We start from the raw sequence: 14,296 nt of genomic DNA, 5'->3' as shown, positions 1-14,296 counted from the left end.
TATGACAAGATTAATTTTTATGGGCACCCCTGTATTTGCGGCAACTGTATTAGATGGGCTGCTAGCAGATAACAACTATGACATCGTCGCTGTGGTCACGCAACCAGATCGAGCGGTCGGCCGAAAAAAAGAAATTCGCAGAACCCCTGTAAAAGAATTAGCTCTATCCCATCATCTCCCTGTTTATCAGCCTGAAAAATTATCAGGGTCAGAAGAACTTACAGCACTGATGAACTTAAAAGCAGACGGCATTATTACTGCTGCTTTTGGGCAGTTTCTACCAAGTCAGTTATTAGACAATGTTGATTTTGCCCTCAATGTCCACGCTTCACTTCTTCCCAACTATCGTGGCGGTGCCCCTATTCACTATGCCCTCATCAATGGAGATGAAAAAACAGGTGTGACGATCATGGAGATGGTCAAGGAGATGGATGCTGGTGATATAGTGCAGCAGGCTAGTCTAAAGATTACAGATACGGATAATGTTGGCACCCTATTTGATAAACTAGCTATTTTAGGACGTGATCTTTTACTTGAAACCCTACCGGATTATCTGGAAGGAAAACTAGCCCCCATCCCTCAAGATCCCAACAAAGTTAGCTTCTCGCCCAATATTACTCCAGAACAAGAACGCTTAGATTGGAATAAATCAGCTCGTGAACTCTTTAACCATATACGAGGGATGTATCCATGGCCGGTAGCTCACACCCTTTTGAAGGGACAACGCTTTAAAATCTATGAGGCTGTGGAAGCTGAAGGACAAGGGGAACCCGGTCAAATTATCGAGAAGACAAGAAAGGCGCTCATTGTTGCCACAGGACAAGGAGCCCTATCTTTAAAAACTGTTCAACCCGCTGGAAAGCCCAAGATGGCTATCGGTGATTTTCTTAATGGAGTTGGCCGCCAGCTTGAAGTAGGTGATCAGCTTGGTCAATAATACTCTAAAAACAGCACGCTCAGCTGCTCTAGCGGTCTTAGAAGAAGTTTTTAACAAAGGTGCCTACTCTAATATTGCTCTGAACCGTGTACTGGGAGCTAATCATCTATCTGACCAGGATAAAGGGCTAGCAACGGAGATTGTCTATGGAACAGTTGCAAGAAAGATCACTCTGGAGTGGCAGCTAGCCCACTATATTGACGATAGGGATAAGTTGGAACCTTGGATCTATATCCTATTGATGCTCAGCCTTTACCAGTTAGAATTCCTGGATCGCCTACCAGATCATGCTGTAGTCAATCAGGCAGTTGATTTGGCCAAGGAGAGAAGTAAGACAGGGGCTGATAAGCTGGTCAATGCTGTTTTGCGCAAGATAACACAGAAAGAATTACCAGATCCAGCTCAGATTAAGCGTAAAAACAAACGTTATTCGGTTCAGTATTCTCTTCCTGTTTGGTTGGTCAAAAAAATGATCAGCCAGTATGGTGAAGAGCGTGCGCTTAAAATATTTGAAAGTCTACTCACTCGAAATAAAGCTAGTGCTCGTGTGACTGATCCCAATCAGCTCCAATCCCTCTTGGAGCAAATGAAAGCAAAGCCATCTGAGATTTCGCCAGTTGGACTTATCAAAGAGACTGGTTATTTTGCCGGAACCGCTGCTTTTAAAGAGGGTTTAATAACCATTCAAGATGAGTCCAGTCAATTAGTCGCACCGACTCTAAATATACAGGGAGATGAAAATATTCTAGATGCCTGTGCAGCTCCGGGAGGCAAGACCAGTCATATGGCCTCTTATTTAACCACAGGCCATATAACAGCTTTAGACCTCTATGATCATAAGTTGGATTTGATCCGTGAAAATGCCCAAAGGCTTGGCCTAGCAGCTAAGATAAGTGCTCAGAAACTTGATGCTAGAAAGGTTCATGAGTTTTTCGATCAAGATACATTTGACAAAATCTTAGTTGATGCTCCCTGTTCTGGCATGGGACTTATGCGCCGCAAACCTGATATTAAATACACTAAAGAAATTAAAGATTTTGCTAGCCTGCAGGCAGTTCAACTAGAGATCCTAGAGAGTGTTTGTCAAACGCTCAGAAAAAATGGTATAATTACCTACAGCACTTGCACTATTTTTAGGGAAGAAAATCAGGTTGTGATTGAGAAATTTTTAGCCAATCACCCCAACTTTGAGCAGGTAAAGCTGGAACATGAGCAAGAATCAATTATTTCGGAAGGGTGTATCACCATCACCCCCGAATTGTTTCAGACAGACGGATTTTTCATCGCCCAAATCAAGCGTACGTATTAGCGTGAAAGGACAGTTAAACAGATAAATGGAAACTGCTTTAAGAACTGACATTGGACGTAAGCGGTCTGATAATCAGGATTACATTGGTCAATTTTATAATAAATCAGAGTCTCTCCTCATCATACTAGCAGATGGTATGGGGGGGCATCGTGCTGGTAATATTGCTAGCGAGTTGACTGTGACAGACTTAGGTAAAGCCTGGGAAGAAACTGATTTTATAGATCTGAGTGAGATCCGTGATTGGATGATTGAGATGATCGAGCAAGAGAATCAGAAAGTCCACGAGCTTGGAAAAGAAGAGTCGTTTCGTGGGATGGGCACTACTATTGAGGCGGTTGCAGTCGTTAATGAAGCGGCCCTCTATGCTCACCTGGGAGATTCACGAATTGGTCTCATACGTGATGGGAAATATCAGCAATTAACCACCGACCATTCCTTGGTCAATGAGCTTTTAAAAGCTGGACAAATTACTGAGGAGGAGGCTGCTAGTCATCCTCAGCGTAACATCATCACGCAATCTATCGGTCAGCAAGGTCCTATCGAACTTGATTTAGGTGTCCAGCAGTTGGAATCAGGGGACTATCTTTTGCTAAACAGCGACGGTTTAACCAATATGATTACCACTGACATGATCGAAAATATTCTGATGGCTGATGATGGTAGTATCGTTGATAAGGCCAACCTCTTAGTCGAAGCTGCTAATAAGGCAGGTGGATTGGACAATATTACCGTGGGGCTTCTTCACGTAGAAGGTGAGGCAGCATCATGATTCAGATTGGAAAACTATTTGCAGGACGCTACCGCATCCTCAAGTCTATCGGACGTGGTGGGATGGCAGATGTTTATCTCGCCAATGACCTGATTTTGGAAGGTGAAGAGGTAGCTATCAAGGTTCTCAGAACCAATTATCAGACGGACCAGATCGCTGTGACTCGTTTTCAGCGTGAGGCGCGAGCTATGGCTGAACTTAGCCATCCCAATATTGTCTCCATTCGAGACATTGGTGAGGAGGATGGTCAACAATTCCTTGTTATGGAATATGTTGATGGTTCAGACTTAAAGCGCTATATTCAGGAAAACGCTCCTCTGGCTAACAATGAAGTCGTTCATATCATGGAAGAAGTCCTCTCGGCTATGTCATTAGCCCATGAAATGGGGATTATCCATCGAGATTTAAAACCTCAAAATATTCTTCTTACTAAGGATGGAACCGTTAAGGTTACTGACTTCGGTATTGCAGTAGCTTTTGCAGAGACAAGCCTGACTCAGACGAATTCCATGCTAGGTAGTGTCCATTATCTATCACCTGAGCAAGCACGAGGGTCTAAGGCTACAGTGCAGTCAGATATCTATGCGATGGGGATCATGCTCTATGAGATGCTGACTGGCCATATTCCTTATGATGGAGATAGTGCTGTGACGATCGCCCTTCAGCATTTTCAAAAGCCGCTACCTTCGATCATGGATTTTAATCCAGACGTTCCCCAAGCCTTAGAAAACGTTGTCATTAAAGCAACAGCCAAGCGTTTGAGCGATCGCTATCAATCAACCTACGAGATGAGTCGTGATTTGATGAGCAGCTTAAGTTTCAATCGCAGTCGAGAAGCTAAACTGGTTTTCTCAGATAAGGCTGATACGAAAACTCTGCCTAAAATTGAAAATAGTACGGCTAATACTTCAGCTGAGGAGTTGGTTAAAGCGTCTGATAAACAGAAAAAAAATGATCCTAGTAAGAAACAGCAAAACGCTAATAGTAAATCAAAAAACAAGGAAAAATCACAGAAACATCGTCGCCCATTAGGAGTTTTGGGTAAGGTGTTGATCGGGATTATCTTAGTTATTATTGCTATATTTGTCTTTAGACGCTGGGCTTATCCGATGACAGTAGAGGTTCCCAATACAGGCAATGACACGGTTGAGCAGGCAACTAAGGAGATTACAGATTCAGGCCTTAAGGTTGGTAAAGTAATCGAATCCGATAGTTCATCTGTTGATGAAGGAAAGGTTATCCGAACTAACCCTGAAGCAGGTAGCAGTACCAAGGAAGGTACCCGCATCGATATTTATGTATCCTCTGGCCAGGCGAGTATCACTTTAGATGATTACGTGGGACAAGACTATGAAGAAGTAGTCGCAGAGTTGAAAGAAAAATACGGTCTAGATGACTCTCAGATAGAGATCGTCGAAGAAGCTTCGAGCTATTACGCTGAAGGTGAAATCGTCAGTCAGTCACCATCCAAGGGAGAAAAGTTTGATCCATCTGGAGATGATAAAATTAAATTTGTTGTCGCCAAAAATGCGACAGCTGATGATACGTCATCCTACGATAGTTCACAATCTTATGGAGATACAGAGTCGACAGAATCGAGTGACAGTCAGTCAGACTCCGATTCAAACTCAGATACAACTCCATCATCTTCAGATGATAATACCGCTGAAGGAGATGCCGGAGTAACACCTGAGCCATCATCTCCCCCTGAATCAGCTGGTGGTAATGAGTAAATAAAGATGCTAATTGATAACTAGAATCTGCTGATTAAAGGATTCAGTCTAAGGACTGGATCTTTTTTAGGTCCTAGGACCTATATTGTTTCCAACGGCTTAGGCTTACTGAAATTTCAATAGATTTTTGTTACAATGGCATCATAAATGGGAAATATCTAAATGTTCGAGAGATAAGGATTGATATGAAAAAATTTCAATTTTTTTTATTGGTTGAAGCCTGTCTATTGGTTTTGGCCCTGCTTGGGGTCTTCTCCAATCGAGTGACCTCCTTTGTACTGATTGTAACTATCATCTTGATGGCTATTATTTTTTATAATCGTGATAGTAAAGGACGTTTCTTACTGACTATCTGTGCTCTATTTCTCTTCTTAGTACTGATGCTCAACCCATTTATGGTAGCAGCTATTCTATTAGCAGTCGCTTATACAATTATCAATCATTTTTCTGAAGTTAAGCACCGGAATCGTTATGCCGTTTTAGAATTTGAAAAAGATCAGTTATCTGTATCTCCCCAACCCAATCAATGGATTGGAGCCAGTCGACACATCAGTAGAGATTTTTATACATTTGATGATATTAATGTGATCAGAGTCAGTGGCTCTGATACGATTGACTTATCGAAAGTGATTGTTAAAGGAAAAGATAATGTTGTTATTGTTCGCAAAGTTTATGGTCCCACCAAGATTGTTGTCCCGCGGGAGGTAGCCATCAAACTTGATGTCAGTGCTATTTATGCTAGTGTATCTTATCTTGATTTTCCAGAATATGATTTACGCAACCAGTCTATAAAATTTGAGCAAGAAGAGGATAAAGAACTGCTGCGGTCAGTCAAAATTGTGGTCAATATCATTGCCGGTTCTGTAGAGGTGGTGCGATCATGAAGCGAAATGATTTTATTTTAATTTTTTTATATGTCAGTATTACTGTCGGCTTTATCATCTTCATTATCTTTGATAGTTTAAATTTAGATTATCGCTCTGTTTTTGCTGATACGACAGTACTGGAGCAGTTTGCTTTTTCTGTTATTTTATTGATGTTCTCTATCAGCTTCCTTTTGATTCTGGTCTGGTTAGTCGTAGATGATAATAGTAAACGTCATATTAATAAAAATCTTAGACGTATTATTAGCAATCAGCCAGTTACGGGACAAAGCGAGACAGAGGTAGGTAAAAACCTAGAGCGTTTATCCAAAAAAATGGGTCGCTTAACCACTACCTTGCAAAAGACAGAAAATGCCTATATTACCAACAGTCGTGCCATCGTGACTCAGGAACGAAAGCGTATAGCACGAGATCTCCATGATACCGTCAGCCAAGAATTATTCGCTTCCTCTATGATGTTATCAGGTGTAGCCCAAAATATTGATATGCTGAGTAAAGAGCAACTTAAGGAGCAACTAAGCTTGATTGAGTCGACCTTGATGGGGGCGCAAAATGATCTGAGAGTTATGCTACTACATCTGCGACCTACTGAATTAGAAGGGCGGACGCTGTCAGAAGGTATTCAGCTGCTCCTAAATGAGTTAAAAGATAAGAGCAATATCGAAATTGTTTTTAAAAAGAATGTCTCTCATTTGCCTAAAGTGATTGAAGACAACCTCTTTAGAATCGCTCAAGAATTTATTTCCAATACCCTAAAGCATGCTCATGCCAGTCGAGTTGAGGTCTATCTTTTTCAAAATGAAAATGATGTCCAATTTAAAATGATTGATAATGGACAAGGATTTGATATGGATGCCAGTCGTGAGCTAAGCTATGGCTTGAAAAATATTCAAGATCGTGTTGATGATCTGGCAGGAACTCTATCTATGCTTAGTAGCAAGGGAAGCGGTGTCTCTATGGACATTCATATTCCAATTTTTGAAGAAATGATGACAAAAAATAGCGAGGAAGACGATGACAAACAAGACTAAAATTATATTGGTAGATGATCATGAAATGGTTCGTCTGGGGCTCAGAAGTTTTTTTAATATCCAACCAGACGTTGAAATAATCGCTGAAGCTAGCAATGGACGTGAGGGTGTCGAAAAAGCTTTAGAATTAAGGCCTGATGTTGTTGTCATGGATCTAGTTATGCCAGAGATGGATGGTGTAGAAGCCACTTTAGAAATTCTCAAAGAATGGAAAGAGGCTAAAATTTTAGTGCTAACATCCTATTTGGATAATGAAAAGATCTATCCGGTTATCGAAGCAGGAGCCAAAGGCTACATGCTGAAAACATCCAGCGCTGCAGAGATTTTAAATAGTATCCGAAAGGTAGCTAACGGTGAATTGGCGATTGAAACAGAAGTTGATCAAAAGATCCAATATCACAAGCAACACCCCCAGCTCCACGATGATTTAACAGCACGTGAGCGTGATGTCCTAAACCTTCTGGCTAAAGGCTATGACAATCAAAGGATCGCAGATGAGTTGTTTATTTCTCTGAAGACAGTTAAAACTCATGTATCCAGTATTCTCTCGAAATTAAATGTTGAGGACCGTACTCAGGCTGTTGTCTACGCTTTCCAGCACAATCTGGTTCCACAAGATGATTAATAAATGCTATAATAAAAAGAAATTAGACTATCTAGCAGACCCATTTAATAGGGACTATTAGAAAGCGGGGTTAGAGCATGGATGCCAAAACCAAATATAAGGCTAAAAAAATCAAAGCCATATTTTTTGATATTGATGATACCTTGCGTCTCAAAGACACCGGCTATATGCCAGCATCTATTGAGCGGGTCTTTAAGCAACTCAAATCTAAAGGCATTATTACTGGAATAGCCTCGGGACGTGCTATGTATGGCATTGTTCCAGAAATACAAGCCCTGAATCCAGATTATTTTGTGACGATCAATGGGGCTTTTGTACAAAGTAGTAAGAGAGATGTGATCTACGACAATCCTATCCCCCTTGATATTAAGAAATCTTATGTCTCCTGGGCAAAAGAACAAGGGATTGCTTACGGATTTGCTGGGAAAGATGAGCCTATTGTCTCAGAGCGTAGTGCATTGATTGATAGGGCTATAGAACCTGTTTATGGCCAGTGTCGAGTCGATCCAGATTTTTATCTAGAGCATGATGTTTACCACATGTGGACTTTTTCTGAAAACGATGCTGATTTGCGCTTACCTGAGGAGTTGAAAGACCAATTGCGTCTGGTTCCTTGGCATCCCCATTCATCAGATGTTGTTCTATATGAGACATCAAAAGCTTCAGGTGTCTCTCGTGTTTTAAAAGCATTGGATTTAAAACCTGAGAATCTCTTGGTTTTTGGTGATGGACCAAATGATAAAGAAATTTTTGATTTTGCTGGTCTAAAAATTGCCATGGGCAACAGTGTCACGGAATTAAAAGAAAAAGCAGATTTTGTAACAAAAACGGTAGAAGAAGATGGCATTGCTTATGCCTTAGAGGAGTTAGGTTTGGTAGAAAAAGAACTGTATTTTCCACAATTGGATTTAAAAAATATCGAAGGCCCTAAAGCTATAATGAAAACGAATTTTGGATCTTTAACGATTCAGCTGTTTCCTGACCAAGCACCTAAAACAGTGGCCAATTTTATCGCTCTAGCCAAAGATGGTTATTATGATGGTATTATTTTTCACCGCATTATTCCTGATTTTATGATTCAAGGTGGTGATCCGACTGGTACCGGCATGGGCGGTGAATCTATCTATGGCGATCGCTTTGAAGATGAATTTTCAGAAGTGCTTTACAATCTTAGGGGGGCGCTATCTATGGCTAATGCTGGTCCAAATACAAACGGTAGCCAATTCTTTATTGTCCAAAATAAAGAATTCCCTTATTCTGCTAAAGAATTAAAACGTGGAGGATGGCCTGAAGCCATTGCGGATGCTTATGTTTCAGGAGGGACACCACATTTGGACCGTCGTCACACAGTTTTTGGCCAATTATTAGATGAAGAATCTTATGATGTTTTAGATAAGATTGCATCAGTTGAAACTGGAGCTCAAGATCGTCCAGTAGAAGATGTTGTGATTGAGTCTATCGAGGTTATTGAGTGATGAAAATCGGTGATAAATATAAAGGAAGAATTACAGGAATAAAACCCTACGGCGCCTTTGTCCAACTAGAAAATGGAACAACAGGCTTAATTCATATATCTGAGATTAAGACAGGTTATATAGAAAATATCTATGATGTATTGCATATCAACCAAGAGGTAGATGTCCAGGTCTTAGATTTAGATGAATTCAGTGAAAAGGCTAGTCTCTCTATGAGAACATTGGAAGAGGAAAAGCATCATTTTTCGCATCGCCACCGATTCTCAAACAGTCGCTATAAGATTGGATTCAAACCCTTAGAGCGACATATGGACCAATGGATCCGAGAAGGACTAGATTATTTATCACAGTAAAAAGAGTTTGAGACAAGAGTAGTCCTTAGTAAATGAAAAAGTAATGGATTTGAACTGCACTCCAAAAATTAGTATAAAATCTAACTTTTGGAGTGCTTTTTGCACGAAATGAAGTTAAGAAGATAAATTAAAGAATGATGTGCTGAGACGAAATGAAGGGTCTTTGTCTAAGTTTAGTCAATAGTGTGGCGTTCAGGTTTCTAATCTCTCAGTTACATGGTTTACTACACAAAGATCTAAGAGAAAAGCCCCCCCCTTCAAACGGATTTTAATAATGCTGCTCTACTAGGAGCTCTTTCTGTTAGGACTATTACTGTTGCGAGAGTTCTTACAGCTTTTAGTCTACATTTGATAATTAGAAAGGAAACAATGATGCCCAAGCAATTCAGAGCTACTAATCAAATCCCCATTAAAAGAGATTGGGACAGAAGAATAGCTCACAACAAAAACAGAGGCTCCCATTAAAAGAAGTCTCTGTTTTTGTTTGATCTGAACCTTTTGCCCAGTCTCTTTTTAACTATCAAAATCAAATAAACTAGTTGATAAATAACGCTCACCATTATCTGGAAGTAAGGCAAGAATTTTTTTACCCGCTCCAAGTTCTTTAGCTAATTGACGAGCAGCGAAAATGGCAGCAGAAGAAGAAATTCCCGCAAGAAAGCCTTCCTCTCGACCGATATGACGGCCAGTAGCAATAGCGTCATCAGACTTCACACGAATAATACCATCATAAGACTCAGTATCTAGCGTCTCTGGGATAAAACCAGCAGAGATCCCTTGAATTTTATGAGGACCAGGTTGCTCACCTGATAAGATCGCTGATTCATCAGCTTCAACCGCATAGATCGAAATATCGGGATAGGCACTTTTTAAGGCTCTTGAGACTCCAGAGATAGTTCCGCCAGTACCGACGCCAGCTACAAAGGCGTCCAAACCATCAGCACCAAAAGCATCAACAATCTCAGCGCCAGTAGTTTTTTCGTGAATAGCAGGGTTAGCAGGATTGTTAAATTGTAATGGAATCCATCCACCAATTTCATCAGCCAGTTCTTCGGCTTTAGCAATAGCGCCCTTCATCCCTTGGCTTCCAGGTGTCAAAACAAGCCGTGCACCATAGCCTTGAATCAGCTTACGTCGTTCAACACTCATAGTCTCAGGCATGGTTATAATAACCTTGTATCCCTTGGCAGCTCCAACCCAGGCCAAGCCAATACCAGTGTTACCACTGGTAGGTTCAATGATGGTATCTCCAGGTTTGATGAGTCCTTTTTTCTCTGCATCTTCAATCATAGCCAGAGCAATACGATCTTTGACAGAAGATCCAGGATTGAAAGCTTCAAGCTTCACATAAATATCAGATTGGTCAGATGGATCAGGATTATGCAGTTTTACAATGGGTGTCTGTCCAATGAGATCGACAATATTGTTATAAATTTTTACCATAGATATCACCTCAGTTCAATTAAAAAGTAAATCTAGTATAGGATCAAAGAAGAATTCTGTAAAATACAAATTCTTTATAAAAGTGATAGAGAATATATATCAAGATATAGGAATAGCTACAGTTCTGTAACCAGCCTTAGTCACAGAAATGTTACCATTATAGAATTCTGTCAAGTCATTGAGAAAGTCTTCTATATATTCAGAACGAAGAAATACCTTGGTAAGAATCTTATCTGAGAATTCTGTATCTAGTTCCTGCAGATTACGCTGAGATAAAAAGGATGGAAAAGATTGATACTGAGAATAGGATAATTCTATTTCAACTCCCTCCAATTCTCTAATTTCAACTAGACCGGTGTCGTCAATGGCATGAGCTACAGAATTTGAGTAAGCCCTTATTAAGCCACCTGTTCCTAATTTAATGCCACCAAAGTAGCGCGTGACAACAGCGACGACATCAGTTAATTCTTTTTTCTCCAAAACATTAAGTATAGGAATACCGGCAGTTCCACTAGGCTCGCCATCATCGCTAGAGCGTTTGATCTCAGATTGTTCACCAATAATCATAGCTGAACAAGAATGGTTAGCCTTATAGTGTTCTTTTTTTATTTGAGCAATATAAGCTCTGGCTTCTTCTTCAGATTCAACATGTTTGAGATGGCAAATAAAACGTGATTTTTTTATGGTATCTTCGACGATAATATCCTTAGCAATAGTTTTAAAATTCATAGGAAAATTTTATCATATTTCATCTTAATTTCGGATAAATAGATGATGGATACATTAGAAGATTATTACGGTAGGCAATTCTTGGAATTTCAAATAGAAGAATCAGTGCAGAAATTTTCTAAACAGCGTCCAAGTATGATAACCAGAGAAGGACAGTTATTTTGTGGTCGATGTCAGTCACTCATTGATAGCAGATGGATGCTCCCGGATAAGTCATATTATTGTAGGAGATGTATTGTTTTTGGAAGGGTAACTAGTGATTCTTGTCTATACTCACTACCACAACATCCCTTTCCCAAAGAAAATTATCTGAGATGGCAAGGTCAGTTAACCCCATATCAAGACAAAGTATCTAAACAGCTACTATCTACCTTCTTAAGCAATGAGGATGTCTGGATACATGCTGTAACAGGAGCCGGTAAGACTGAAATAACCTACGCTACGATTGCTAAAGCCCTTAGTAAAGGTTATGCAGTAGCTATAGTGAGTCCTAGGGTTGATGTATGCCGCGAATTGTACTCAAGGTTCAAAAGAGATTTTTCCTGTGAGATTAGTCTTTTACACCAGGGGGCAAAGCCTTATAAGCGTAGCCCTTTAGTCATTGCAACTATTCATCAACTCTTTAAATTTCATAGAGCTTTTGACCTAATAATTATTGATGAAGTAGATGCCTATCCGTATTCAGGAAATCCTATGTTGGAGGCAGCGGTCGACCTTGCTTTAAAAAAATCAGGCAGACAAATCTTTTTGACAGCTACTTCAACCAAGCAATTGAATAAGCGGGTTAAGAGAGCACAGCTAAAAAAACTTGAATTGCCTAAAAGGTATCACGATTCTGCCATGGTAGTTCCCAAAATGATCTGGATAGGCAGGTTAAGGAGTTTACTAAGTCCGAAGCAGATCAAACTTCCTAAAAGACTCCTACATGATATAGAGCTACAAAGGAAAAGTGGCTACCCATTGCTGATTTTCTACCCAACCATTGAAGGAGGTAGATGTTTTAGTAAAAAAATAGGAGCATATTTTAAGAATGAGACGGTAGCGTTTGTATCTAGTGAATCTAAGGAAAGACTCTCTACTGTTGAACGCTTTAGGACAGGGGAGGTCAACATACTTGTTAGCACAACAGTATTAGAAAGAGGTGTCACTTTCCCCAAGGTAGATGTCTTCATTGTGGAAACTTCTCATAAGTTATATACTGCCTCTGCTCTCATTCAAATGAGCGGGCGTGTGGGAAGAAGTAAAGAAAGGCCGGAAGGTTTATTAAATTTTTACCATAGTGGTAAAACAAAAGCGATGGTAGAGGCAATTAAAGAAATTAAGCAAATGAACAAAAAGGCAGGCAAATAAATGGAGTGTTTATTATGCCAACAAAAAATCAGAAAAGAAAAAAGTCTAAAGCAATTATTCGAACTAAAAGAACAATACGATATTTGTTACGATTGTCATTTAAAATTTGAAACCATTGGAGATAAACACTGCAAATGGTGCTACAAGATAGGAATTGAGGGGCTGTGCAGAGACTGCCAAAAATGGCAAGAGAGCGGCTATACGGTAGATCATAAAGCATTATATACTTACAACAGGGCTATGAAAAAATTTTTCTCAAGCTATAAATTTAGTGGGGATTATATGTTAAGATATTGTTTTCAACGGGACATACAATCGGCTCTAAAAATCTATAAAGATTTTGTAGTAATTCCTGTTCCCATAAGCCGTAAAAATTTTAGTCAAAGAAAATTTAATCAAGTTGAGGGACTATTGGAAGCAGCGCACATCAATTTTCAATCCCTGTTAAGAGTCGATGAAAACAAAAAAATAGAGGACCAATCTAGAAAGACGAAAGTGCAAAGATTAGAAACGAAGCAGTTCTTTTCAATTACAAAAGATCAAAAATTGCCTCCAAAGGTGGTGATTGTTGATGATGTTTATACAACTGGTAAAACACTGATGTTAGCCAAAGAAATATTGTATGAAAATGGTGTGGAAAAAGTAAAAACTTTTTCATTGGCAAGATAATAGCTTGCAAAAAATGAGGTAAAGAAGTAAAATAATTAAAAAAGAAAGCGTTTTACGCAAGAAAGAGGTAGTCTATGATCACATTTAACATCCGTGGTGAAAACATCGAAGTTACTGAAGCGATCAGAAATTATGTAGAGCAGAAGCTCGTGAAAGTTGAAAAATATTTCAATGATAATCAAAATCTGAACGCCAAAGTCAACCTCAAAGTTTACCGAGAAAAAACTGCTAAAGTCGAAGTGACCATCCCAATTGGAGCAGTTACATTGAGAGCAGAGGATGTTTCACAAGATTTATATGGTTCAATTGATCTTGTTTCTGATAAGATTGAACGTCAAATCAGAAAAAACAAAACAAAAATCGCCAAAAAACATCGTGAAAAAATTGCGGTTGGAGAGATCTTTTCTACTGATTTCATCGCTGAAGAAAATGAAGAGGCTTCAGACATTACCATTGTTAGAACAAAAAATATTGACCTTAAACCAATGGATGCAGAAGAAGCGGTTTTACAAATGGATTTGCTCGGACATGACTTCTTCATCTATAAAGATTCTCAAGATGACTCTGTTAATGTTATCTACAAGCGTGAGGATGGAGCCTATGGCTTAATTGAAGCAAAAAAATAAATACTTCAAAGAACATTCTTATGAAGCCTCAATCATAAGGATGTCTTTTAATATCACAAGGTCATCTGATTTTAAAAAATAAAAAGAAAAATGAGTTGACAAGAGGCGTAGAAGTATAGTAGAATAATGGAGTTGTCTCGAGAGAACAACAAAGACCTTTGAGAACTGAATAGACAAGAAACCAAGCGTGCGGGTTGTAGGAATACGACCTGTCAAAAAAAGAACAATAAGTCAGAAGTGACTGAGTAAGATTAACTTTAAATGAGAGTTTGATCCTGGCTCAGGACGAACGCTGGCGGCGTGCCTAATACATGCAAGTAGAACGCAGAAGGAAGGAGCTTGCTTTTTCTGGATGAGTTGCGA

14 protein-coding genes and 1 rRNA gene are annotated in these 14,296 nt (G+C 39.5%); 13 read left to right on the top strand and 2 right to left on the bottom strand.

What is annotated here, in order from left to right; genetic code table 11:
• Position 1 precedes the first annotated feature (1 nt).
• From fmt to AC4HAJ_RS06195, 9 genes are all read left to right on the top strand, one after another.
• Complete coding sequence (gene fmt, locus AC4HAJ_RS06235; RefSeq protein ID WP_491079302.1) at positions 2-937, top strand: methionyl-tRNA formyltransferase; 936 nt, start codon at positions 2-4, stop codon at positions 935-937.
• Positions 921-2,246 (top strand): 16S rRNA (cytosine(967)-C(5))-methyltransferase RsmB, encoded by a 1,326-nt coding sequence (rsmB, locus tag AC4HAJ_RS06230; protein ID WP_491079375.1) that lies wholly within the window; start codon positions 921-923, stop codon positions 2,244-2,246. The genes fmt and rsmB overlap by 17 nt, the downstream gene beginning before the upstream one ends.
• Before the next feature lie 25 nt (positions 2,247-2,271).
• Positions 2,272-3,015 (top strand): Stp1/IreP family PP2C-type Ser/Thr phosphatase, encoded by a 744-nt coding sequence (locus AC4HAJ_RS06225; protein ID WP_491079301.1) that lies wholly within the window; start codon positions 2,272-2,274, stop codon positions 3,013-3,015.
• The gene (pknB, locus tag AC4HAJ_RS06220) at positions 3,012-4,748 is read left to right on the top strand and encodes a Stk1 family PASTA domain-containing Ser/Thr kinase (protein WP_491079300.1); all 1,737 of its coding nucleotides are present in this window, start codon (positions 3,012-3,014) and stop codon (positions 4,746-4,748) included. The genes AC4HAJ_RS06225 and pknB overlap by 4 nt, the downstream gene beginning before the upstream one ends.
• A gap of 185 nt (positions 4,749-4,933) precedes the next feature.
• The gene (gene liaF, locus AC4HAJ_RS06215) at positions 4,934-5,632 is read left to right on the top strand and encodes a cell wall-active antibiotics response protein LiaF (RefSeq protein WP_491079299.1); all 699 of its coding nucleotides are present in this window, start codon (positions 4,934-4,936) and stop codon (positions 5,630-5,632) included.
• Entirely contained in the window at positions 5,629-6,663 is a 1,035-nt protein-coding gene (locus AC4HAJ_RS06210; RefSeq protein WP_491079298.1) for an envelope stress sensor histidine kinase LiaS, read from the top strand. Before liaF ends, AC4HAJ_RS06210 begins: the two co-directional genes overlap by 4 nt.
• Positions 6,647-7,288 (top strand): response regulator transcription factor, encoded by a 642-nt coding sequence (locus AC4HAJ_RS06205; RefSeq protein WP_491079297.1) that lies wholly within the window; start codon positions 6,647-6,649, stop codon positions 7,286-7,288. Before AC4HAJ_RS06210 ends, AC4HAJ_RS06205 begins: the two co-directional genes overlap by 17 nt.
• Positions 7,289-7,365: 77 nt before the next feature.
• Positions 7,366-8,763, top strand: coding sequence for a Cof-type HAD-IIB family hydrolase (locus AC4HAJ_RS06200; RefSeq protein ID WP_491079296.1), 1,398 nt, complete (start codon positions 7,366-7,368; stop codon positions 8,761-8,763).
• Positions 8,763-9,116: a S1 RNA-binding domain-containing protein gene (locus AC4HAJ_RS06195; protein WP_491079295.1), complete on the top strand. Its 354-nt coding sequence runs from the start codon at positions 8,763-8,765 to the stop codon at positions 9,114-9,116. Before AC4HAJ_RS06200 ends, AC4HAJ_RS06195 begins: the two co-directional genes overlap by 1 nt.
• Positions 9,117-9,629: 513 nt before the next feature.
• On the opposite strand, the gene cysK is transcribed toward AC4HAJ_RS06195, so the two are convergent.
• Positions 9,630-10,559, bottom strand: coding sequence for a cysteine synthase A (gene cysK / locus AC4HAJ_RS06190; protein WP_491079294.1), 930 nt, complete (start codon positions 10,557-10,559; stop codon positions 9,630-9,632).
• 99 nt (positions 10,560-10,658) lie between these two features.
• On the bottom strand, positions 10,659-11,288 hold the full coding sequence (locus AC4HAJ_RS06185; RefSeq protein WP_491079293.1) for a YigZ family protein: 630 nt from the start codon (positions 11,286-11,288) through the stop codon (positions 10,659-10,661).
• Positions 11,289-11,333: 45 nt separating this feature from the next.
• Here AC4HAJ_RS06185 and AC4HAJ_RS06180 point away from each other — a divergent pair, with 45 nt between their 5' ends.
• From AC4HAJ_RS06180 to AC4HAJ_RS06165, 4 genes are all read left to right on the top strand, one after another.
• Positions 11,334-12,638 (top strand): ATP-dependent helicase ComFA, encoded by a 1,305-nt coding sequence (locus AC4HAJ_RS06180; RefSeq protein WP_491079374.1) that lies wholly within the window; start codon positions 11,334-11,336, stop codon positions 12,636-12,638.
• Positions 12,639-13,307 carry a ComF family protein gene (locus AC4HAJ_RS06175; RefSeq protein WP_491079292.1) on the top strand — a complete coding sequence of 223 codons (669 nt, stop codon included), beginning with the start codon at positions 12,639-12,641 and terminating at the stop codon, positions 13,305-13,307. It abuts the gene before it with no gap.
• Positions 13,308-13,381: 74 nt separating this feature from the next.
• Entirely contained in the window at positions 13,382-13,933 is a 552-nt protein-coding gene (gene hpf, locus AC4HAJ_RS06170) for a ribosome hibernation-promoting factor, HPF/YfiA family (protein WP_491079291.1), read from the top strand.
• Between the two features lie 257 nt (positions 13,934-14,190).
• Positions 14,191-14,296: ribosomal RNA gene (locus AC4HAJ_RS06165) — 16S ribosomal RNA — on the top strand; the annotation flags it as partial.

The sequence above is a fragment of the Streptococcus sp. ALY_211 genome, assembly GCF_058314555.1.
Note: the sequence above shows the minus strand (reverse complement) of the source record. Positions and strands in the feature narration are given on the sequence as shown.

Excerpts from the sequence above, each read along its gene's own strand:
- AC4HAJ_RS06175 (WP_491079292.1), top strand. The coding sequence starts at position 12,639 with ATGGAGTGTTTATTATGCCAACAAAAAATCAGAAAAGAAAAAAGTCTA.
- hpf (WP_491079291.1), top strand. The coding sequence starts at position 13,382 with ATGATCACATTTAACATCCGTGGTGAAAACATCGAAGTTACTGAAGCG.
- AC4HAJ_RS06195 (WP_491079295.1), top strand. The coding sequence starts at position 8,763 with ATGAAAATCGGTGATAAATATAAAGGAAGAATTACAGGAATAAAACCC.
- AC4HAJ_RS06205 (WP_491079297.1), top strand. The coding sequence starts at position 6,647 with ATGACAAACAAGACTAAAATTATATTGGTAGATGATCATGAAATGGTT.
- fmt (WP_491079302.1), top strand. The coding sequence starts at position 2 with ATGACAAGATTAATTTTTATGGGCACCCCTGTATTTGCGGCAACTGTA.
- liaF (WP_491079299.1), top strand. The coding sequence starts at position 4,934 with ATGAAAAAATTTCAATTTTTTTTATTGGTTGAAGCCTGTCTATTGGTT.
- AC4HAJ_RS06225 (WP_491079301.1), top strand. The coding sequence starts at position 2,272 with ATGGAAACTGCTTTAAGAACTGACATTGGACGTAAGCGGTCTGATAAT.
- AC4HAJ_RS06185 (WP_491079293.1), bottom strand. The coding sequence starts at position 11,288 with ATGAATTTTAAAACTATTGCTAAGGATATTATCGTCGAAGATACCATA.
- cysK (WP_491079294.1), bottom strand. The coding sequence starts at position 10,559 with ATGGTAAAAATTTATAACAATATTGTCGATCTCATTGGACAGACACCC.
- pknB (WP_491079300.1), top strand. The coding sequence starts at position 3,012 with ATGATTCAGATTGGAAAACTATTTGCAGGACGCTACCGCATCCTCAAG.
- AC4HAJ_RS06200 (WP_491079296.1), top strand. The coding sequence starts at position 7,366 with ATGGATGCCAAAACCAAATATAAGGCTAAAAAAATCAAAGCCATATTT.
- AC4HAJ_RS06180 (WP_491079374.1), top strand. The coding sequence starts at position 11,334 with ATGGATACATTAGAAGATTATTACGGTAGGCAATTCTTGGAATTTCAA.
- AC4HAJ_RS06210 (WP_491079298.1), top strand. The coding sequence starts at position 5,629 with ATGAAGCGAAATGATTTTATTTTAATTTTTTTATATGTCAGTATTACT.